A 20,333-nucleotide genomic window follows, 5' to 3' on the forward strand; every position below is an offset into this window, starting at 1 on the left:
GTTTCCCTTCGATAGCATGATCGATCGCAAGTTCCACGCTTCCGGATTGCCGAATTCCACGCCATCATGGTTGCAGAAATCGAGGACACGACATGGACCTGAGCAAATTTTCGATGCGGATCACCCCGACGCACGTCTACTTCTGGGGCGGTCCCTTCAGCCAGTGGCACACATCGCGTTTCGAAGCAGAGCTTCCTGTCTACGCTCCCGCCACCGACGACAAGCCCCGTCGACTGCTGCGGTCCGGCGTCAAACTGCGCTTCTCGTCCTGCGAGCAATACATGATGGCGGCCAAGGCCTCGGTGTTCGGCGACACCGGCAAGGGGTCCGTCCTCGAGAAAATCCTCGGCAGCGCCGTCCTGTTCGGCGAGACCGACACCAAGGCCCCCGGCTATCGGGCAGGCACGCACGACGTCAAGAAGATCAAGGTGCTCGGCAGGGAGGTTCCGGGTCTCAAGGGCGGCAAGTGGGATGCGGACGACATAGCCTTCTGGGACAAGGTCTCCGTCCCTGCCGTCACGATCGGCAATCTCTCGAAGTTCACGCAGTCGGACGAACACTATCAGGTCCTCATGGACATGGGTGACCGGGAGTTCGTCGAGGGCGCGCCGAACGACGACCAGTGGGGCGTCGCGTTGCGATGGGACGACCCCAATATCGAGGACCCCGCGAACTGGAAGGGCAAGAACAAGCTTGGCAATATCGTGTACGTCGCTGCCCGCATCATCTCGGAGCTCGGGCGCGAGATCGACCCTTGGAAGGTTCTGTCGACATACAACAACGTCAAGACCCCGGAGCCGTCAGCCACCTCTCCTGCTCCCTGACACCCGCCGGTTGTCCTATTCCGATATCGCTCGCACCATGGGGCAACAATCGGAGGAATTCCAATGCGCATGCAGATCGCGATCCGCGAAACCGGGGTCACCAGGGACGGCTATAGGGCCGACATCGCCGGCGGAGTGATGGAGACCTCGCCCGACGACCGACGTGTGTACGACGAGTGCCGCATGCCGCTGCACGTCGGCTTCAGGGACGACGGCGTGGTCTCGTCGGTCGTCAGTCTCAGGACGCCTACGGCGCTTCCCGATGGGATTGGCCCTGACCTGGACATCTGCTCCCTTGAAGACCTTCTCGTGCGGAAAATAGATCGGTTCCGCCCAAATGGCGGACTCAACGCCGAGTTCGTCTTTCGCGCGACGGACCTTCCGCCTTCGCAGCACGGAGCGACGGTCTACGCCTTCTCCGGCTTCGTCTATCCAGAGGAAAGCGAACGGGTTTCCTATACCGAGCTATGCCAGCTCGGGCCGCGTGGCGGGATCGCCGAGGAGGCGATGTTTTTCGACGGCATCGTCGGAGAAGATTTCCGTCCCGAACTCGGCCGCATCGATGTCGTTGAGGAAATGCGCGGCGCGACGATGGACCAGCTGGTGTTGAAGCCATGGTGGGGCTTTGGCGACGAACCGCACAGCCTCCCGGGTACCATGCGCAGAACAAATTACGATCAAATCGAGCTATTTCAGCAGCTGCACTTCGGAGAACGTTCGACCGTCGAGGATCAGTCCCACTACGGCAGCCTCAAGAACCGCATGGTCATGCTGGGCATGGACAACATGTTCAAAGACCCGATTTTCGAGCGCTACATCGGCGCGCGCCGGTCGGCACCCGGGTTCCTTTCGCCGTACCGACCGATCCCTTTCAGCGCTCAGTTTTCACGCAAAGAAGCGGTCGAAACGCTCGTGACGGAAATCCTCACGCCTTTCCGTGGGATGTAGGCATTCGTTCAGACGGCAAAGACCGCTGGCCATCCTCGTGGAGATTTCTCAACCGAGCCGCCAGAGTTTGGCTCGATGGCTCGGCCGGGTCGTTGTCGTGGGCGATCCGAAAACGCCGCCTACGGTCCGTCCGCGGCGTTCAACTCCGCACCGGACACCGTCTCAAACGCCTCATCCCGTCGACTTTCCTCATCGGCCGCATGAGCCGCGACGAATGACCCAAGCTTGGTCAGATCGACAACCTTCGTTGAGAGCAGCTCGTGGAATGTCACGCCGTCCGGACCTTCCTTCATCCAGATGGTTTTCATCGAGCGGAATTTTCCGCCGAATGCCTTATTGAGAACCGGGAAGATGGCATTTAGGCGGGCCTTGGTCCGGCGCGATGCCAGCGAGCCATCGAGGACGCACTCCACCGAGTTCTGTTCGATATTGGCGACCTCGGCGATTTCCTCGATGGTAAGACCGCCTGCTTTCAGCTCCGACATGATATCGTCGGCTTCCCGCATGGTTTCGGTGCAGGTCTGGTCGTCCTCCTTGGCGTATTTCAGCATCCACTTACGGCACTTGGCCTCCATGATTGCATCGATCTCTTCCATGGTGATCTCGGGGTGCGCAAGGAAAAGCACGTCCAATGTGCTGTTGAAGACGTCAATCGCCTCGCCCTTGATCCCGTCCACGCCCTTGCTGCCGTTCTCGACCTCGGTGCGCAGTTCGGCAGTCTCCCTTTCGACGGACCCCAGCGCGTCAACCAGGCTTCTGTCGTTGTGGATTTCCATGCTGTAGTGACGGGCTATTGCGATGGCTCTGCTCATGGATCGGCTCCTTTTTCTATCGGAGTCTTGATATACAGGCAGCAGCGCGCAGTCAACGATCTGTAGCATCGTCTTTCAAAAATGACCTTGTCTTTCCGTCGGCGAGAACGGCCTCGATCACTCGCCCGAAGATCGTTGATGTCCAACCGTTGTTGTGCCCGTGGTTATTGGAAATCAGGTACCGATTTCCCTGGATCGCGGTGATCTTGTGGGCGTCGATATATCGTCCCTTGACCTTGCAGAACACGATGTCGCCGATCTTGTAGGAGGTCTCGCGTCTGTATTTGCAGGTGGAGGGATTGGTCAGGATGGGGAGCATGGAGCTTCCGAAGCACTTCATGCTGGCGTCTTCGCCCTTGTCCAGTCGGGCTTTCAGGTTTTCGTACTTATTCATTGACCTCGATATGCCATATCACAGGCGTTCCGGCAAGCCGGCGTCTTGGATTCTTGGATTTGATGAACGCGTCGACCTATCGGAACCTCGTGGAATCAACGATTTCCCGGAGATTTCCCGATGGCCAAACCGCCGATGATCCTAACGCCCGTCCACCAGGAAACGCTGCTGGCCATCGACTCCGGCATGAAGCGCTTCGAGAGCAGCTATCCGCCGGCCGTCGACCTTGTGAACGAAGGATACTGCGAGTGGGCGCGCGGCAATCCCGACAGCTGGACGCTTGACCTCACCAATTTCGGCATCCGCGCCGTCTACATGATCGAGCATCCCGACATCGTCGAGGAGATTTCGCTCGAGAAGGTCGACGACACCGTTTCGCGCATCCTTGATCGGGGCGAGCTTCTCGGTTTCGCGGTAAAGTACGGGGAAGACATGTGGATGCCCTACGACAACCTGTCGAGACGTATGCCGTCCGGAACGATGTCTTCGCCAGAAGCGGTCCTGCTGATGTTCAAGATGCATCAGGCGAGGATCGCCGAAGAATGCACGCAGGCCCTCGATATCGGCCAGCTGCGAATGGTTGGATGATCCCCCAAGCTCTTTTCTCCATACGAAAAACCCGGTCGTCAAAGCCGGGTTTTTCGTAGTCGCTTCGATCAATCCTCTGGCATCTCTTCGAGAGTTCCGAACATCGCAAGTTCGATGTAGTCGGGATCAACAGGATCGTGTCTGTTGAGCGCGCTCAGAATCCTGATTGCTGTGTCCATTGCGGTTTGCCGCTGGATTTCACGCGCAGCAAGGCCGGCCACTCGCTCTTGCCGTCGACGATGACCTCTCCCGCACCCTGTATGAACTCGAAGTCTTTGAAGTCTTCTGACATAGATTTGCTCCTTGGATTTGAGAATGGCTATTAGAGCCAGTTGGCCACCTTCCGCACCGAGTCGCGCTCCACTTCATCGAGGAAGATTTTCGGCTCGCTGAACTTCGCCTTCCGGAACCAACGGTTCTTGACTGGCGTAACGATGTTGGCGATGCGATAGCGCTTGACCGTTCCGCGATGCGAGAAATCGAGCTCGTTTCCAAGGCAAATCAGGTGGTCGTCGGGAATCCTGCCAGAGAACAGCTTGTCGCCCGTCTTTGTCACGATGAAGTCTGCCATTGCGTTCTCTCCGGTTCTATAGTTTGTTGACAACAATAACGTTATTTACAGACCTAGCAAGGCGCTGCTATTGCGCCACGTCTTTATTTTTGTGAGAGTGTCGGCGCAATGGGCGCAGGAACCGTGAATGGATGAAGTGACTCCAGACCTGATCGAGAAGGCCGCCTCGGGAGACCGCAGCGCCTTCTCGCGCCTTGTCGAACACGAATACGACTTCGTGTTCAAGGTCGCCTGGAAATGGACGAGGAACCGCGCCGACGCCGAGGATGTCGCCCAGGAGGTGTGTTTGCGCCTTGCCCAATCGATATCCAATTTCAAGGGAAGCGGCCGTTTCAGGACCTGGCTTTACGCTCTGGTGCTGAATGTTGTCAGGGACCCGAGCGCAGTCCTCTCCCTTCAGGGGGAGGTAAGCGAGTGGCGACAGCCGAATAGATAAGGGGCTTCCCGGTGACGAAGTCTTCCGGTAAAGTTCGCGCATAGTTGGTTCATTTTGCTGGGAAATTCATTGCAGGGCATTCGCCTCAGGGCCAATCCTACCGAAGCGCAGAAGCAACGGCTGAACCAGTGGATCGGCTGCGCGCGCGTGATCTGGAATGCCAAGTGCGATGAGCATCAATACCTCGCGACCTTTGCGCGGAAGAACCTGCCGCTTGGCACATACGCCCAGCTGGATCAGTCCTTCTCCCAGTTCAAGGACAAGGAACTGACGCCGTGGCTCTCCGAATGCCCGTCGCAAATCCTGCGCAACGCGGCAGTCAATTGGACCAGACGTACCAGCGGTTCTTCAAGAAGCTCTGCGGTAGGCCTGGCCGCAAGAAAAAGACGGATCGTGGGTCGATCCATCTCACCCGCGAGCTCTTCCGTTTCGAGAAAGGCGATGGCGGTGTCACCCGCCTTTTCATCGGAACGAAAACCAACAACATCGGCCATCTGGAGTGTAAAGCGCATCGCAAGTTCGGCATTCCGAACTCGATCCGCATCGTCAAGGATGCTGGCAAGTGGTTCGTCTCCTTCAGCTTTGAGACCGACGAGGTACCTGCGGAGACCGAAATCCCTGTATTCGCGAACGATCAGGCGAAGCTCGACTGGTTGAGGTCGAAGGACAGAGAATGGCTGGAGGCCAACATTAATGGCCACGACCGTGGCTCTACGATCCCCGTCCATTCGCCAACCGAGGCCTTCGACTTCTCACCTGAGCAGAAGAAGTCAAAGGATCGCGCCGAAGAGCGTGGGAATGGCCTTCAGAGAAAGCTGTCTCGCCAGCAGAAAGGGTCTCGTCGTCGGCAGAAGACGAAGGAGCGGATCGCCGTCCAGAACGCCAAAAAGCGGAATATCCGCAGGGATTTCGGCCACAAGACCAGCAGGAAGATCGTCGATGGTCCTGCGTTGATCAACGTCTTCGAGAACCTCAAGCTCAAGAACATGACGAAGCGGCCAAAGGCAAAGAAGGACGAGAACGGGAAGTTCATCAAGAACGGCGCGGCCGCCAAAGCGGCCCTGAACAAAGGTCTCCTCGAGCCTGGCCTCGGCCAGATCGTGGAGTTCACACGCTACAAGTCGGCGAGAGCTGGAAAACTCCTGTTTCTCGTTGCACCACATTACACCAGCCAGGAATGCGCCTGCTGCGGTCATGTCGATGCCGACAACCGCAGAACTCAGGCACTATTCGAATGCACGGCCTGCGGCCACCGCGATAACGCGGACCACAATGCCGGCGTCGTCATCGGTAAACGGGCTGTGACTTTACTACTCGACCCTGGGACAGGGTTGTCGGACCGAGGCGTTCTGTCTACGGTTGCCGATTACAGACGTGGAGCGGCAGATAAGACGTATACGGCCATCAGTGCCGTAGACGCACGCGGCGAAGAAGCGTCTAAAGAGAAACCTCAGGCGAGCTTCCATCTGGAAGCCGCCTGAGGTGGAAGCCCGGTCCTTTAGGCCCGGGTAGTTCACATGGAACTCGACAAGCTCGGAGCGGACATCTCTCCCCGAACCGACCCTTTGGCCAAGGCCCGTGCGCTCGCCCTTTCCATGGCGGCGCTCGACGATTTGCAAAATAATCTGCCAGCACCCAAGGATCGCGAGACAGGCGTCGTTACACAGATGCACACAAGCACCTGTGGAGTCTTTCGCCGCCAGCCTTCCTTCCACCGACATGCCGGCCGGCCAACAGCCTGTCCCGCAGCTGCTGAAGCAGCTCCAGTAAACGCAGGTGTGTGACGGGACGCCGTTTCCATGGCGTCCCGCGCTTATCCGCGTCTTCCGTTTGCGGCCGTTGGTTTCCGCCATGAGAATGGAAACAAAGACATCGCAGGCGGCAACATGAAAATCGACATCCAGTTCCTCACCCTTTTTCACGGAAACACGAAGCAGGACTACCATACGAAAGAACGCTACGTATGGGCCAGCACCGAGGTCGAACTCGAAGAAGTCCCCGCGCGGCTTATGGAAGTGGTCCTTCGAGACGCACTGGCATCGGACATGGGAGTGTCGGACGATAAGGTCTACGCCTATGACGGTCACTACTGGGCGCTGGTCGAGACCACGAACGAGTCAACTCGCGGGCTGAAGGGAAGTTTTGGCTGGGTTCACGGAGGCAACGCCACCAAAGGACTCAAGAACTTCGATCGGGACCACCAGCGGCAGTTCTCGTGGCACGCCTTCGGCTTCAGGTTCTTCTCGCGGCAGCCGTGTGGCCATGCGTTCGCCACGCAAGGTTCCTCGATGCGAAACTATCGCCCTGGCGACAACATCCAGTGGGACGACACTCCTGAAATTGAGGCGCGTGTCCGAAGGTACTGCGAGGAGAACATCATCGTTTGTGAAAAGCTGGCGTACTGCCGCATCGACACCCCTTGCTACGCCATCGGAAGCCGCGATGCGACGGGAAAACGAAACTCGCCGAGCGGTCGGGTATTCACGCCTTATGGCGGCTTCGGCGATCCGGTGATCGATTTCGCCAAGGCGGAGATCACCACCGAACGATGGAGAGACATCAGGGACAAAAAGTGGCGTGATCGCGGATCGAGCGCATTGTTCTTCAATCCGATCGAGGACTACCCGGATCACGATCCTCTTTTCAGGCGGACACGAGCGCTGTTCTTCGACCTGTTCAATCAGAACGGATGGCAAAGGAGCCAGCGGCTAGTCCAGAAAGCCAAAAGGGCCGAGGCGTTCTCAGTCCTCAAGAAACTGTGGCTCGAACGCTATCAGAGCATCGACGAGGACCTTCTCGACGAAGCGTCCGAGTTCATGCTTCTTCTCGCCGACGAGGGTAGCGAGGCAAGAGCATGCATCGAAGCCTGGGTAGACCGCCCCATGGGCTTCTTCTGAACGGGGGACCGCTCCGCCTATTTCGGACCTGACGGAGCCTTCCGCTCTGTTGTCAGGCCGCGATCACGACGCTGCTGGTCGTTGAGCTGCTCGTAGGCGGACGCCAGCAGCGGCCATCCCGGCCTGAGCAAGTCTCGGTAGAACTTCAGTTCGTTCGCGACCTGACGCATCTCGCTTAGTTCCGGTGCAAGCTGGTTGCCTCGCTCCCTGGGCCGTTCCGCCCCGAAAAGCTTGTTGAAGATCGCCGCTCCCTTCAGAAGCGTTCGCAAATCGTCTTCGCTCCCTTCGCCGGCATAGAGACGCTCGTATGCGTCCCGCATCGAGACGACCTCGTCCTTGGAGACCCAATGTTGGGCTTCCGCCACCTTCAAGAAGGACTCTGCCGCACGGAGGACGCCGTTGCCGAACACCGCGATGTCGATGGCCGCGGTGACCATGCCGAGCCGTTCCGCGATGCATGATTTCAGCATCACCGTGGCCACTTCGGACATCTTTCTGACGGGTGCGAGAGCGGCGATTTCCACTTCGAGTTCGTCGATATCCCTCACCCCGGCGAGGATCGTCAGCTTCTGTGCCGTGCTGTATCGGTGCGCGATCTTGTCGACGGCGATCGTCGCCAGCTTGACCGCCGTCCTGTGGTCGGTATTGACGAGCATGTGGGCTTCGTTTGCCAGCTGCTGTTCAGCGGCCTTCATGATCGTCTCGAAATGCAGTTCCATCGGTCGCTTCCTGTCGCGTGGCTGATGACCAACTGTGCGTCATCGACGTCCAAGCGACAAGGTTTCTACTGCCCGTGGCCGATAAAGGCTGTTATGGGCCACGCGACGTCTTACCTCAACCGTATCGTCGCCCGAGCTTTGGCGTCCTCTATTTAATTCCGGCTCGCATGGCGCTCTCTATCTTTCAAGTCTCAAATTTTCCCTGATCGGGCAGTCCTCGACATTGCCCCTTGTATCGACTCGCCGTATTCTTCTTAGTAACTATGAATTCACCTTGATTGGTACGTCGATGTTTACAAAATTCAGGAACTCGTTCCTCGCTGCGGTCATCGCACTCACTTCCGTCGTTCCGGCGCAGTCCGCTGGCATGGTCGGAGAGAACGGGGTGTTCTACTTCCGGTACAAGAGCCTAAACTTCGAACCCGTCAGCCTGCCAGAGCAGGAAAACAAAGACGTCACAGCCTACTACACCGGCGGCGTGGGCTTCGATTTCTCCGAACTCCTGCCGCTCAAGCCCGAATGGCAAGACGACACGTGGTCGGTCCTTCCCGGAAGCTCGCTGCCCGACGGCATCACCTTCAACAGCGCGACCCGCACGTTCGAAGGCACGCCGACGACGCCGGGTCTCGACACGACCGTGCAGCTCGAAGGTGTCGACTCGCTCGGCAACACCGTCGCCAAGGCCGAAGCCCACTTCGACATCTACACGATCCAGGGCGTCCCCGTTCATGCGGACATCTACGCGCATACCGGCAAGTTCAAGGTCGACGAAATGAAGGTTCCGGCCGGCGTCGTCATCGACAGCTGGCAGCATATCTATCCGTTGCCCTCCGGCATCACCGCCAACGGCCCTTACATCCAGGGTACGCCGACGAAGGCCGACCAGAAGCGCTACATGCTGTTTGGAAAGAACTACATGGGCGAAGTGGTGGCCACTTACTGGGGCAACTACATCGTCGAAGACGGACCGACGTTCAACCACCCGGTCGACTGGGCCGACATCCGCGACCTGCCCGTCGAAAGCGGTGTCCAGTTCAACGTGACCGTTCCCGGCAAGATTTTCGCTCTGCACACGATCAATCCCGCCAAGCCGATGCGTTACTACCTCGAGATCGACAAGACCGACGGTCTTCCGACAGGCGTCGCGGTCCAGAACCAGACGGCAAACGGTTTCGCGCTCTGGGGATGGGTATTCAAGCCGTTCGACACGGGCAAGATCAGGGTGAAGGCGATCGACAGCGACGGTACCGAGGGATATTCTGGCTGGCTGACCTTCGGTACCGGCCAGCCGATCCTCGGCTGCGACGCCAAATTTCCGTTCGACCTGAACACGGGAACGGCGGTTTCCATGTCTCCTCCGAAGCCGCTTAACGCCTCCGGTCAGGTGAACTACACGCAGATTTCCGGCGAATTCCCCGACGGCCTCAAGCTCGAGAACAACCTGATCGTCGGTACTCCGTCCAAGGCCAACCAGCAGACGAAGGTGACGATCGCGTCGACCGTTACGATCAACGGCAATGTCGGCACGCCACAGTCCTGCGAACTCATGTTCCGGACCTGGCCGGGCGGCCTTTCGCTGGCCGATGCCACCGCCCAGCAGGACCGCCATGTGCGCGTCGGCAAGACGTTCGCCGGTATAGCCGAGGTCCAGGGAGGCCAGAACCCGTTCGAAGTGAAGGCCGCCAACGGCTCTCTGCCGGCTGGCTTCTCCTTCACCACGTCGACCGTCGATACCGCTCAGGTCGGCGTCTCCGGCACGGTGACAGCCGCAGGCGATGCCACCATACCCTTGACCCTGTCCAACGGTGACGGCAACGAAATCGCAGGTCAGCTTTCCTATGTCGGTCACGGCCCGCTTGATACCGGAACCGTCCCCACCATCACCGTCCAGCGCCTTGGCCCGGTGAAGGCGTGGGGGTCTATCCCCTATGACGCCGCTTCGGTCATCCCGGACGTCTCCGGCGCGAAGACCTATCCTGAATTCACGATTTCCGATCCGCAGACGCTCCCCGTCGGCATCGGCATCGAGGGTGGCGACTTCTACGGCGCGACAGCTTCGGCGGCGAAATCGTACGGCACGCATACCGTGACCATGACGGATTACGAAGGCAAGCCCGTGACCTCGAACCCGTTCGAGATCGTCGTGACGCCGCGCGACGAAATCGCCGTCGCCAGCCTGGTCGATCCGCAGTTCACCGTCCGCTGGGGCGAGCAGAAGGCGACGCCGCTCGTCGTCAAGCAGCCCGACGGTGCGAAGAACTTCCGCGTCGACTACGTCCTCAACAACAAGTCCGCCGATCCGCTACCGGCTTGGTTGTCTTTCGACCCGACGACGGGCGAGATGACGGCCGCGCCGCAGATCGCCTATGACGACTTGCATCGTTGGGGTCCTTACACCATCACGGCGACCGACGAAGACGGCTCGACCGTCACGACCGACGAATTCCACATTCAGGTGGTCGACTGGCCAGCACCCGACTCGATGGTCAACACCACGTTCAAGGGCACCGTCAGCGGCAATACGTCCATTGGCGAAAGCGCCACCTGGCTAAATATTCCGGGTACGGCGTCAAACACGCTTCGCAACTACGTCGTCCGCGACACGGTTATCGGCGGTCCGGAGAAGGTCACGTTCGTAGGGGCGAACCCGTCCAAGCCGGCAGGTCTGGATTTCAACGCGGCCGACGGCACCTTCTCCGGCGTGCCGACGTCCGAATACAACGGCGTTGTCGAGGTAACGTTCAAGGACGAAGCAGGACGCGAGGGCGTCATGCACGTGCCGCTCGAAGTGCGAGCGTATCCGACCGTCAAGACCTCGGAGAGCGCCTACGAGGTGCCGCGCCTTGCAAACGCGGCCCTGATCGGCGTGCCCGTGCAGGGCGAAACGGGTTCCGGTTTCTGGAACAAGCCTTACTGGACGGTCGACACCTCGAAGGGGCCCGACCTTCCTACAGGCCTGACCCTCAACCGCGAGACCGGCACTGTCGAAGGGCAGGCTACCGCCCCGCTCGACACCGTCGTCAGCGGCATCGTCTTCAAGGCGACATCGATCAGCGGCGCTGGCGAAAGCCTCGACAGCTGGACGGCTCCGTTCTCGATCAAGATCACGAAACCGGCTCCGGTGACGCTGGCCTACAACGTCGCCAAGGCGACCTATTACCTGGTGCAGGACGCCAACGGCAACTATGTCGTCAGTCCGACACACGGCACGGCCGCGCCGTCTCCGATCGTCGGCGGTTCCTACGAGAAGCCGCTCGAATACTCGATCGACGCCACGGATGCCGTCGCGAACGGCATGACCGGCACGATCGACGTCAACAAGACCACTGGCCGCGTCACCGGCGCTCCCGACAAGCTCGGCGAGTGGACAGTGAAGCTGAATGTCAAGGACGCAGGCAACCGTTCTCCCGAACAGCCCGCCACGCTTGTCATCAAGGCGACCCTCGACGGCTTCGTGAAGCGCAAGAACGGGGACAACACCCTCAAGCTCCGCCAGGACGAGCGCTTCGTCACCGACCCGATCGACGTCTCGAATTACGTCGGAAACGTCGTCTTCTCGACGAACCCCGCAATAGTCCATGACGGTCTCGATCTCGACACGGATACCGGTGCCTGGTTGCCGAGCAGCCACTTCTCGGTTCCGACGGACTATTACGCGTTCTATATCGGCGTTCGCGACGCAGACGGGCGCGGCTTCGAGGAGAACGCGTTCCAGCAATTCACGGTCGTCGCGCCGATGACCGCGAACGCCGTCACTCCCGATCTGTCCGCGAAGCAGTATGCGGCAGCGGGCAACGGCGGCATCGACGCCTCGTGGTCCGTGTCGACGGGCAACGTGATCAAGGCGGTGCGTTACTCGCTCCAGGGCGACGTTCCGGGCACGCTGGTCTACAGGAACTACGACGAAAACAAGGTGTTCCTCGGCTGGGGCTGGAAGGACGAGGACGGCAATTCGAAGTGGATCGACGCGAACGATCCGAACGCCTCTTCGCTCCTCCCTTACGACGCGCTTGTCTTCGACACTCTGAAGCCGTCGCTCGTCGGCTCTCCGTCCAAGAGCGGAAGCTTCGGCGGCCTCTATGTCGTAGCCCGTGACCTGCACGCCGACGACTACGCCATCCCGTCGCCGAACCAAGGGGAATATAACAGCGTCAAGCTCGGGCCGTTCGCCATCGACGTCGAAAACGCCGCGCCGCTGGCCGTCGTAGCGTCGGCTGCTTCGGAAACGATCTACCGTTACACCACTACTCCGACGCTCAGCGTCAATGCGGTGAACGCGGCTGCTGGCCGCCCGGTCACATGGTCCCTGATCTCCGGCACCCTTCCGGATGGCGTGACACAGGTGAAGGGTGATACCTCGGCGTCGTTCACGGGTTACGCAACCGAAAAGGGCAACTTCCCCGGTCTCGTCTGGCGCGCCCGCGACGCCGCGGGCCGCACCGCCTCGGCCGACGCGCAGACGCTGGTCGTCGAAGAACGCAAGGGCCTCGAACTCTCCGCCAAGCCGAACCCGTTCGGCGTCGTCGAGGGAACGGCGCTGCCCGCCTTCGCGGTCAATGCGCTGAACTCCGCTTTCGGCAAGTCCATCCCCGCTTCGGACTGGGTCATCCCGACCTCCGGCCTGCCATCCGGTCTGTCGATGTCTGTCGCGAACGGACGCGCCGTCCTGTCCGGCACGACATCGGAAGTCGGCGACTATTCTGTCCCTGTTTCGGCCACGGATAGCCTTGGCTCCGCAGCCAGCACGCAGGTGGCGATCTCGGTTCTCGACGAGGACGAGAGGATCGAGGTTTCCTCGATTTCCGGCCGCACCAAGAAGGACTTCCCGGTCCAGGTGCAGATCAAGGCCGACAGCAGGACCTTCGGCGACATGGGCTACCTGTCGTCCGATCCGTCCGTCTCGGTCGACGCCACCGGACTTGCGACCGCGATCTACTCGACCGCTGGTCACATGGCACCCGTCGTCACGGTCTCCGACAGCACAAGACGCACTACCGACCACACGCTCTCGATCGACGTCATCGACGCGCTGAAGATCGACGTGCCGACGGTTTACGCGGAAGCCGGCAAGGAACACATCACCCCGGTCACGGCGTCGAACATCCTCGGCACCGTCACCTATTCGAAGGGCAGCGGCAACTGGCCGGACGGCATGACTGTCGATCCGCTGAACGGCGCTATCGGCGGAGTGATCACGGCCGCCAAGGGAACTTCGTTCACGGGTCTGACCATCCGTGGTTCGGACGCCTTCGTAGTGGCTGGCACCACCTTCCACGACGAGCAGGAGTCCAACGCCTTCGACGTCGTTGTCGACGGCGCTCCAACCGGCTTCGCCCTCCTGACGCCCGCCTCGCCTGCGACGGTCTCCGCCATCGTGGTCAACAAGGCCATAGAGGACTTCGCGATCACGCCGGTCAACCAGGCGTGGAACCTCCCGATCCAGCAGGCCAACTGGTCAGTCAACACGACCGGTGCCTCCCTGCCGCCTGGTGTCGCTTTCGGTTGGGACAACGGCAGGATCGTCGCGACCGGGACACCCACACAGCTTGGTACCTTCGGCCCGTACACCTTCACCGCTACCGACGGCTTCGGGCAGACGGCAACGGCATCCGTGTCTATCCGCGTGATCACGCCTGACGACGCCATCGTCCTGAACGTTTCAGACGTCGTGACGAAAGTCGGCTTACCGATCAGCATGCAGTCGACATCAGACAACACCTACGGAAAGGTCACGTTCTACTCCTATGCCATCGACGGCGACCCGCAGACCCACGTTCCCGGCGAGTTCAAGGGCAATCTTGGCATCGATGCGTCGACGGGCCTGGTGACGGGGTCGTTCCCGACGATCGGCGACAAGACTTTCGACGTCTACGTTTCCGACGCGACGAAGCGCGTGACGTCGAAGCCCGTCAAGGTCTCGGTCCTGCCGAACCTCCGTGTCGTTGTTCCCGACATCGTCACGGTCGACCCTTACGAAGACGTTAACCGCACGGTCGACACCGCGTACGCCCTCGGCACGGTCAAGTACGTCAAGGGTTCGGGCAACTGGCCAGACGGCTTCACCGTCGACGCCACCACCGGCGCTATCAAGGCGACCGCTCCGCTTGCCGTCGGCCTCGGAATGTACGGCGGCCTGACGATCCAGGCGACGGACACCTTTGCGACGGGAACCGAGACACGTGACTCGAACGTCTTCGCCATCAATGTCGACGCATCGGGTCCGTATGTCCGCATGATGCCTGGAACGCCGACCGTTGCCACCAAGCGCTTGGCCTACTCCTTCGACTTCAGCACCTTCGCCGAAGTGAAGAACGCCGGCGTCACAGACTTCTCGTTTAAGTGGGTCGCAGACAGCGGAACGCTGCCGGCCGGCCTCACGATGTCCTCCAACGGCATCGTCACGGGAACCCCGGTTAACAGCGGAACCTTCATGGTGAAGGTCACGGCGACCAACAAGACCAACTCGAAGGTCGCCAGCTCGGCGGTCTACCAGCTGGACATCGGTCTCCCGACCATCGATATGGCGATGTCGACGGCAGTGAAGGATGCGGACCGCTGGGTTGCATACACCTATGATCTCGGCGACTTGATGACGCTCACCAATATCCCGAAGACAGGGTTGACCTATACCGTCTCGTTCAAGAACGCGTCTCAGAAGCTCCCGCTCGGCATGTCGATCTCGGGTGGTATCCTGACGGGCACGCCTCGCGAGCCTGGCCAGTTCACCTTCCACCTCAAGGCGGATTTCAAGGATAACAACGCCCAGGCGGAAGCAAAGTCGACCGAGCAGGACGTCACGATCTTCGTCGCACGCCCGACCTCCTCCGGATTCACCCAGATTTCCGTAGGCAGCAACCACGCCTGCGGCGTTCGCGAAGGCCAAGTGTGGTGCTGGGGCGGCGGGACCGACGGCCAGCTCGGAAACGGCGTCAAGGCCAACTCCAACGTGCCGGTCCGTGCCGGCTCGTTCACGGACGCGGTGATGGTCGCCGCAGGCATCAACACGACGTGCGCCGTCCTGAGAAGCGGGGAACTCTGGTGCTGGGGCGACAACGCCAATGGCCAGATCGGCGATTCGACGACGACCGACCGCGTGTCGCCTGTCCGCATCATGACTTCCGGTGTTACCTTCGTCGCCATGACCGACATTCTCAGCTCGCCGGGTGCGGCGTCTACCTGCGCCATCAAGGACGGCCTGGCCTATTGCTGGGGAATGGGAACGTACGGTCAGCTTGGGACCGGCAGCAATGCTTCGACCTCGACCCCTACGGCTGTCTCGGGCCTCGGTTCCGGCGTCACCAGCATCGGCATGGAGTACATCAGCACCTACGCGACCAAGAGCGACGGCTCGTTGTATTCGTGGGGCTGGGGTGGAGAAGGCCGTCTTTGCCGCGGCGCTACAGGCACCAAATACCCGACAGCCGGTATCGTGTCCTCCGTTACGGGAGCCAACGCCGCAGCGGAGACCTACGGCTACGCTTACAAGTCGGTCAGCGGCATGTTCGCCGGTTGCCAGAGCGGCCCGGTCGTGAACGTGATGGCGATCAAGGACGGCTCCCGCGGCGGCGGCAGGGCTTGCGTGATCGAAACCGACGGCAAGGCATATTGCGGCACGACCTACGCCCAAGTAACGAATGCCGAGAACCTTGAAAAGATCGACGCTGGCACAGACGCCGCCTGCGCGATCGACAGCTGGGGCGAAGTCGGATGCTGGGGAACAGGCACCGTCGGCCAGCTCGGCAACGGGTCGAACTCCTCCTCCGCAAGCTTCGTACCGATCAAGCGGTCGTGGTAACAACGAAAATGGCCACCCGAGAGGGTGGCCATTTTGTTTTGCGGGCCTCGCCCCAGAAGCTTCACTGGGCCCCGTAGGTCGTGCACTTGTCGACACTGAAGCTCTTCTTCGAATTTTACTGGTCCCAAAGACGCTTTCCCCGGCCGAATTGGCGGCCGACGGAGATCGTCGAGAAATACAACGCGATCCTCGACGAGTTTCGCGTCTTCCTTACCGCTGCGCTTGTCGTTGATCACAGAGATCATGCGATTGAACGCATCCAAGGCATTCTGGTTGGTGTGGAGATCGCCAGCGCGGACATACTCGCCCGTCTCCTCGTCACGGCGGTACGCGCTGTTGATCTGGCGGATCAGAAAGGTCGCGGTGTTGTAGAGGTTCTTCGCCTCGTGGGTCAGCGAAAGGGCGGCGCGTTCCCATTCCTTGGACGGGACGGGCAGGACGATCGTCCTGACGTGCCTGTCCTCATCGGCCTTGATCTTGGCCAAACGGCATTTCCCCTACGCGATACCTGACGGGTACGATACCGGATCAAACGGTTGGGGTCGAGTTTCGGAGTTAGGAAAGAAACGCTTGCGGATAATGGAGCGGCGTCTGGCCGCGCATCTCGGGAGACCACGTCGCGGACCGCCGATGCGCCATGCGGCGCGTTTGGTCCTTTTCGTGCCGCTCATGCGGCTCAGAGCCGCTTTGCCGCTTCGCATCCTGGCGCGGGTGTTCGGGTTGGCTGCGCCGTTTCGTCAGCGGCGTGGCCCGCTGTTGGATGTGGATACTGTGGGATCGTGAGCAAGTCGGACGTCCTGAGCGCTGTCGGCCCCTGCGGCCGGCACCATGGCAAGTGGTCCTAGAAGCCTGTAGGTCTCCGGGTTCCAGAGCATTGTCAGGAGCGGCTGGTCGATGGTGATGACAACGTAATCCTGTATCGCTCCGATCGCCGCCTCCGCCATGGCCGCACGGAAGTCTTCGCGCTCGAGCAGTCGGTTGATCGGCTCTTCCTCGAGGCAGATGTAGTCGTTGGGCCACTTGCCCTTGGCTTTTCCGGCTGCAACCGACCTTTCGAAATCGTCGTGGGTGTCGTAGATCGACATTCCGAGTGCACGTGCGGCAGCGATCGCCTCTTCCTCGGATGCTATGCGGTTTACCGACAGGATCACCTCGTAGACGTGCGGCTCCACGTCGTAGTCGACACTGTCGTAGCCGTTCTGCGAAAATCCGTAGGTGTCCGTGAGATCGGCCGCGCAGACGAGCACGCCCGTCGGAGCCGACGGGTCGAAATCCGGGGTTACGCGGGTGTAGAGTTTCTCGGTCATTGTCGGCTCCGCGAGCTGTTCCTGATAGATATCGTGTGCGGTTGCCTGGAAGCAACGCAATACAGTCAAATCACCGTTGTTCGTCTGTAGACAAGCTCTGGAGACCGGGCAACCATCGGATGATGGCGGATTTCAAGAATAGTAATGCAGGCATCGCAGCCGATGACCAAGATGTCGAGCGGCGGATAAGCGCGTTCCTATGGCGCGACCCGAACCCCTTCGGTGCGGCGCTGGATAGCCTGATGGACGGTCCCTTCGCTCACTTCAAGCGATGCGCGATCGCAGGTGGCATGGTCAGGGATATAGCCCGTGGCGATGCTTTCGATTCTGACATCGATATCGTGATCGAGGCTACGATCGATGAGGTTGCAACCGTCGCAGCTTCCCTCGGCGCGCGGCGCAATGTTTTCGGTGGATGGAGGACGCGGTTCGGTGATGCCGATATCGATTTCTGGGCATTCGAGTCTACTTGGACTCTGAGGACCGGGCTTGTGAAGGGACGGTCTTTGGATGATTTTCCAAAGACCACGTTCTTCACGCACGACGCCGCGGTTTTCGATCTAAACAGCCATCGCGTCGTCTCGCACGGTATCTTCTGGGATGCAATCAAGCGAGGCGAAATCGAGATCAATGTCGAACCCACCCCGTCTATCGAGGGAAATCTATACCGGGCCGCGAGACGGATACTGGGCTGGGGGCTGGTTGTCGGCCCCAGATTGCGTCGCTTTATCGAACGGTACCTAGACGACGACAGCTTTCGCAAGCTTCTGAAAATCGAGGCAGGTAAGGGACACCCTCCCCTGATTGTCAGGTTCCAAAACTCTACTGAGCTCAAGGCCGCCGTTCTCGGGAACCGATTGGGGAACGAGATGATGAAGCTCGAGAACCCATCCTGATGCGCTGGAACAAACTTCCGATCCTTCCAGGCTTACAGCGAAGGCTTCCTTGAATGTTGCGGTTCGCGAGAATACCGTGAATCTGACGCCGCTGGCGACAATGTTGGAGAGTATGACATGGCCTATGACCTCAACGACGTGTGGCACGACGACGGACGGACCGGTCGCGTCGTAGGTGACGGCAAGCATTGCTACTACCGCGTCATCGACAACGAGACCGGCCTGGAAGAGGAATGGCATATGCAGTCAATGACGTGGCCAGCACTCATTCCCGAAAACCGAATGCCGGCCTCTCCCCCGTCTGGGTCGCGCTTGTAGCCGCCTTTCTCGAAATGGACAGCGGAGCTGGTCTCCGATCTTCAAAACCCGAAGCGTCCTGATGCCGAGTTTTCTGCCTTTGACATCGCTGCTTCAAGATCGAGGTTCTGCCAATATTCGGAAGGCGCTGGTATGCCATCCCGCCACTCAATAACGGCGTCGGGGTCGGGTGGCGTGAAGTTGGCGTCCCTCTCGTTCTCGAGGAAGGCATGACATGACGCCCAAATCTCAACCGTGCGGTCGAGCGATGGATCAGAGATTTTTGCCGTCACGTCCTGACAACGCATCATTGCCCGAATGAGCGGCGACGGTCTTGGTCCTTCGTGGGCGGTCAAAGCCCGCAAGCCATTGATGTAGTCTGTCCTGAAAATCGTAGGCACGACGATTCTGCTGTGTCCCGACGACACCAGCGTCTTGTTCATCATGATCCGAGACACCCGACCATTGCCATCGTTGAACGGATGGACCAACACCAACATTGTGTGGGTGAAAATCGCTCTGGCAAGCGGGTTCTCGATGCCGCGCATCATTGCGTAGCCTTCCCTCAGAGTTCCTTCGACAAACTCCGGCATGACAAAAACCGTGTTTCCGGCCCTGTTCGCGTCGGTCTTGAATTGCCCCGGTTCCTTCTCTGGACGAGCGTCGAGGAGCAGATGGTTTCGCTCTCTGATTTCGTCTACGAATTCGTCGAACGTGGTCGACATCGTCATGCCCGGGGTTAGATGCACGACCTGTGAGAACGTTTGCGTCACATCACGGCCGTCAGCAGGTCGACCGTCGGGGTCGTCGCCTTCGAATACGATCCGCTTCGCCTTGTCCACCAGAAACTTGGTCCCCTCTATGTAGTTGGTGAAATAGGCCTCGATGAAGGATGTGTTTGACCTCGCCTCCCTTGCGGTATGAGGATCGGCCCGTGACGGAAGTACGGCAACACCCATAGTTTCCGCCAGGACACGAAGCCTGTTCATGCATTCCGGGTCGTAAGGGCTGATGCGTCTCCGTCGTGCGGTCACGTCCTTGGAAACCAGATCGGCTTCACGGGTCCCCAAAACGAAGCCCACGATTTCGTTTAGGGTCGAAAGCTGCTCCTCGGCGTCGAGCAAGGGGGCGATCATAGCGGCGTTCCGTCTGATCTGGTTCAGGGCGTCCTCGTGTTCCGTTCTGAGGAGCCGTTCAACTTCCAGTTCGACAGCCTCTCGTCCAGCCGTGCGACTTGGCCCTTCGCGGGACCTCGTCGGTTTTAGATTGTCCAGAAGCCTTCGTGCTGCACTGGGGAGATATACGCCCAGGAACGGGATATCTCCGGTTAGCGGGCCAGGACCTGGCACAATTCTGATCTCAAGGCCCGGAAGGCTCAACCGCTTTGTGGTCGCTATGTCGGCGCGGCTCGCCCAAATCCAACCTACCGATGACTTGCCCTCCACGGCAGGTTCTCGCCACACCATGCTCCGCAACGCGCTTCGCCCCGACAGGACCGCTTCTGGGGCAATCTTTGCTACCACTTCGGCCCAGCGCGTCGTCAATACTTGCTCAACAGGACTGATCCCAGGCTCCACGTAGATACCGTCATGAACTTTGATCAGCTTGCCGTTCGCAGCAGCCCGTTGAATAGCCCTGTCGGCAGCCTTGTCGTTGCCGTCCGTGAATAAGACTCGTTGCGCACACATAAACACGTCCTCCGACGACAATTTGTCGCCCCACGCAACTTTATAGGCGTTTTGTCGCTAGACGCAACTTAACCCGCGCCGCGCCGGCGCGGCCCATACTGTTGATTGTCTGGACAACCCATCACAAATCTTTTGCTCAACATGGTCCTTAACTTCCGGCT

Annotated in this window: 18 protein-coding genes and 1 pseudogene; 12 read left to right on the plus strand and 7 right to left on the minus strand. The window is 59.8% G+C overall.

Annotated elements, in window-relative coordinates; translation table 11 throughout:
• Nucleotides 1-92: 92 nt before the first annotated feature.
• Nucleotides 93-824, plus strand: coding sequence for an NADAR family protein (locus FHT76_RS04835; RefSeq protein ID WP_259184623.1), 732 nt, complete (start codon nt 93-95; stop codon nt 822-824).
• Between the two features lie 63 nt (nt 825-887).
• Nucleotides 888-1,772, plus strand: coding sequence for a hypothetical protein (locus tag FHT76_RS04840; protein ID WP_259184624.1), 885 nt, complete (start codon nt 888-890; stop codon nt 1,770-1,772).
• Nucleotides 1,773-1,891: 119 nt separating this feature from the next.
• Here the strand turns inward: FHT76_RS04840 and FHT76_RS04845 are convergent, their stop codons facing one another.
• Nucleotides 1,892-2,584 (minus strand): hypothetical protein, encoded by a 693-nt coding sequence (locus FHT76_RS04845; protein ID WP_259184625.1) that lies wholly within the window; start codon nt 2,582-2,584, stop codon nt 1,892-1,894.
• 52 nt (nt 2,585-2,636) lie between these two features.
• Nucleotides 2,637-2,978 (minus strand): hypothetical protein, encoded by a 342-nt coding sequence (locus tag FHT76_RS04850; RefSeq protein WP_259184626.1) that lies wholly within the window; start codon nt 2,976-2,978, stop codon nt 2,637-2,639.
• A gap of 120 nt (nt 2,979-3,098) precedes the next feature.
• Here FHT76_RS04850 and FHT76_RS04855 point away from each other — a divergent pair, with 120 nt between their 5' ends.
• Nucleotides 3,099-3,566 carry a hypothetical protein gene (locus tag FHT76_RS04855; protein ID WP_259184627.1) on the plus strand — a complete coding sequence of 156 codons (468 nt, stop codon included), beginning with the start codon at nt 3,099-3,101 and terminating at the stop codon, nt 3,564-3,566.
• A gap of 154 nt (nt 3,567-3,720) precedes the next feature.
• On the opposite strand, the gene FHT76_RS04860 is transcribed toward FHT76_RS04855, so the two are convergent.
• Nucleotides 3,721-3,858 carry a hypothetical protein gene (locus FHT76_RS04860; protein ID WP_259184628.1) on the minus strand — a complete coding sequence of 46 codons (138 nt, stop codon included), beginning with the start codon at nt 3,856-3,858 and terminating at the stop codon, nt 3,721-3,723.
• Nucleotides 3,859-3,888: 30 nt separating this feature from the next.
• Complete coding sequence (locus tag FHT76_RS04865; protein WP_259184629.1) at nt 3,889-4,137, minus strand: hypothetical protein; 249 nt, start codon at nt 4,135-4,137, stop codon at nt 3,889-3,891.
• A gap of 127 nt (nt 4,138-4,264) precedes the next feature.
• On the opposite strand from FHT76_RS04865, the gene FHT76_RS04870 reads away from it, so the two are divergent.
• The 5 genes and pseudogenes from FHT76_RS04870 (at nt 4,265) to FHT76_RS04885 (ending at nt 7,470) form a co-directional block, all read left to right on the plus strand.
• Nucleotides 4,265-4,573, plus strand: coding sequence for an RNA polymerase sigma factor (locus FHT76_RS04870; protein WP_259184630.1), 309 nt, complete (start codon nt 4,265-4,267; stop codon nt 4,571-4,573).
• Nucleotides 4,574-4,642: 69 nt separating this feature from the next.
• A pseudogene (locus FHT76_RS41375) lies at nt 4,643-4,690 on the plus strand (hypothetical protein); the annotation flags it as partial.
• Between the two features lie 206 nt (nt 4,691-4,896).
• Nucleotides 4,897-6,054, plus strand: coding sequence for a transposase (locus tag FHT76_RS04875; RefSeq protein WP_259184632.1), 1,158 nt, complete (start codon nt 4,897-4,899; stop codon nt 6,052-6,054).
• A 36-nt stretch (nt 6,055-6,090) separates the two neighbouring features.
• Nucleotides 6,091-6,357, plus strand: coding sequence for a hypothetical protein (locus tag FHT76_RS04880; protein ID WP_259184633.1), 267 nt, complete (start codon nt 6,091-6,093; stop codon nt 6,355-6,357).
• A 102-nt stretch (nt 6,358-6,459) separates the two neighbouring features.
• Nucleotides 6,460-7,470, plus strand: coding sequence for a hypothetical protein (locus FHT76_RS04885; RefSeq protein ID WP_259184634.1), 1,011 nt, complete (start codon nt 6,460-6,462; stop codon nt 7,468-7,470).
• Nucleotides 7,471-7,487: 17 nt separating this feature from the next.
• Here FHT76_RS04885 and FHT76_RS04890 read toward each other — a convergent pair whose 3' ends face one another.
• Nucleotides 7,488-8,189, minus strand: a complete 702-nt coding sequence (locus FHT76_RS04890; protein WP_259184636.1) for a hypothetical protein — start codon at nt 8,187-8,189, stop codon at nt 7,488-7,490.
• Nucleotides 8,190-8,478: 289 nt separating this feature from the next.
• On the opposite strand from FHT76_RS04890, the gene FHT76_RS04895 reads away from it, so the two are divergent.
• Nucleotides 8,479-15,984 (plus strand): putative Ig domain-containing protein, encoded by a 7,506-nt coding sequence (locus tag FHT76_RS04895; RefSeq protein ID WP_259184637.1) that lies wholly within the window; start codon nt 8,479-8,481, stop codon nt 15,982-15,984.
• 86 nt (nt 15,985-16,070) lie between these two features.
• Nucleotides 16,071-16,496, plus strand: coding sequence for a hypothetical protein (locus FHT76_RS04900; protein WP_259184638.1), 426 nt, complete (start codon nt 16,071-16,073; stop codon nt 16,494-16,496).
• 225 nt (nt 16,497-16,721) lie between these two features.
• On the opposite strand, the gene FHT76_RS04905 is transcribed toward FHT76_RS04900, so the two are convergent.
• Nucleotides 16,722-17,291: a hypothetical protein gene (locus FHT76_RS04905; RefSeq protein ID WP_259184639.1), complete on the minus strand. Its 570-nt coding sequence runs from the start codon at nt 17,289-17,291 to the stop codon at nt 16,722-16,724.
• Between the two features lie 119 nt (nt 17,292-17,410).
• Between FHT76_RS04905 and FHT76_RS04910 the strand changes: the two genes are divergently transcribed.
• Both FHT76_RS04910 and FHT76_RS04915 read left to right on the plus strand, forming a co-directional pair.
• Nucleotides 17,411-18,187 carry a hypothetical protein gene (locus FHT76_RS04910; protein WP_259184640.1) on the plus strand — a complete coding sequence of 259 codons (777 nt, stop codon included), beginning with the start codon at nt 17,411-17,413 and terminating at the stop codon, nt 18,185-18,187.
• 117 nt (nt 18,188-18,304) lie between these two features.
• Nucleotides 18,305-18,505 carry a hypothetical protein gene (locus tag FHT76_RS04915; protein WP_259184641.1) on the plus strand — a complete coding sequence of 67 codons (201 nt, stop codon included), beginning with the start codon at nt 18,305-18,307 and terminating at the stop codon, nt 18,503-18,505.
• A gap of 41 nt (nt 18,506-18,546) precedes the next feature.
• Here FHT76_RS04915 and FHT76_RS04920 read toward each other — a convergent pair whose 3' ends face one another.
• Nucleotides 18,547-19,620: a Fic family protein gene (locus tag FHT76_RS04920; protein WP_259184642.1), complete on the minus strand. Its 1,074-nt coding sequence runs from the start codon at nt 19,618-19,620 to the stop codon at nt 18,547-18,549.
• Nucleotides 19,621-20,333 lie beyond the last annotated feature (713 nt).

It is taken from the genome of Rhizobium sp. BK176, from assembly GCF_024808055.1.

Excerpts from the sequence above, each read along its gene's own strand:
- FHT76_RS04880 (WP_259184633.1), top strand. The coding sequence starts at position 6,091 with ATGGAACTCGACAAGCTCGGAGCGGACATCTCTCCCCGAACCGACCCT.
- FHT76_RS04890 (WP_259184636.1), bottom strand. The coding sequence starts at position 8,189 with ATGGAACTGCATTTCGAGACGATCATGAAGGCCGCTGAACAGCAGCTG.
- FHT76_RS04845 (WP_259184625.1), bottom strand. The coding sequence starts at position 2,584 with ATGAGCAGAGCCATCGCAATAGCCCGTCACTACAGCATGGAAATCCAC.
- FHT76_RS04865 (WP_259184629.1), bottom strand. The coding sequence starts at position 4,137 with ATGGCAGACTTCATCGTGACAAAGACGGGCGACAAGCTGTTCTCTGGC.
- FHT76_RS04885 (WP_259184634.1), top strand. The coding sequence starts at position 6,460 with ATGAAAATCGACATCCAGTTCCTCACCCTTTTTCACGGAAACACGAAG.
- FHT76_RS04870 (WP_259184630.1), top strand. The coding sequence starts at position 4,265 with ATGGATGAAGTGACTCCAGACCTGATCGAGAAGGCCGCCTCGGGAGAC.
- FHT76_RS04905 (WP_259184639.1), bottom strand. The coding sequence starts at position 17,291 with ATGACCGAGAAACTCTACACCCGCGTAACCCCGGATTTCGACCCGTCG.
- FHT76_RS04840 (WP_259184624.1), top strand. The coding sequence starts at position 888 with ATGCGCATGCAGATCGCGATCCGCGAAACCGGGGTCACCAGGGACGGC.
- FHT76_RS04855 (WP_259184627.1), top strand. The coding sequence starts at position 3,099 with ATGGCCAAACCGCCGATGATCCTAACGCCCGTCCACCAGGAAACGCTG.
- FHT76_RS04850 (WP_259184626.1), bottom strand. The coding sequence starts at position 2,978 with ATGAATAAGTACGAAAACCTGAAAGCCCGACTGGACAAGGGCGAAGAC.
- FHT76_RS04915 (WP_259184641.1), top strand. The coding sequence starts at position 18,305 with ATGGCCTATGACCTCAACGACGTGTGGCACGACGACGGACGGACCGGT.
- FHT76_RS04910 (WP_259184640.1), top strand. The coding sequence starts at position 17,411 with ATGATGGCGGATTTCAAGAATAGTAATGCAGGCATCGCAGCCGATGAC.
- FHT76_RS04860 (WP_259184628.1), bottom strand. The coding sequence starts at position 3,858 with ATGTCAGAAGACTTCAAAGACTTCGAGTTCATACAGGGTGCGGGAGAG.
- FHT76_RS04835 (WP_259184623.1), top strand. The coding sequence starts at position 93 with ATGGACCTGAGCAAATTTTCGATGCGGATCACCCCGACGCACGTCTAC.
- FHT76_RS04895 (WP_259184637.1), top strand. The coding sequence starts at position 8,479 with ATGTTTACAAAATTCAGGAACTCGTTCCTCGCTGCGGTCATCGCACTC.
- FHT76_RS04920 (WP_259184642.1), bottom strand. The coding sequence starts at position 19,620 with ATGATCGCCCCCTTGCTCGACGCCGAGGAGCAGCTTTCGACCCTAAAC.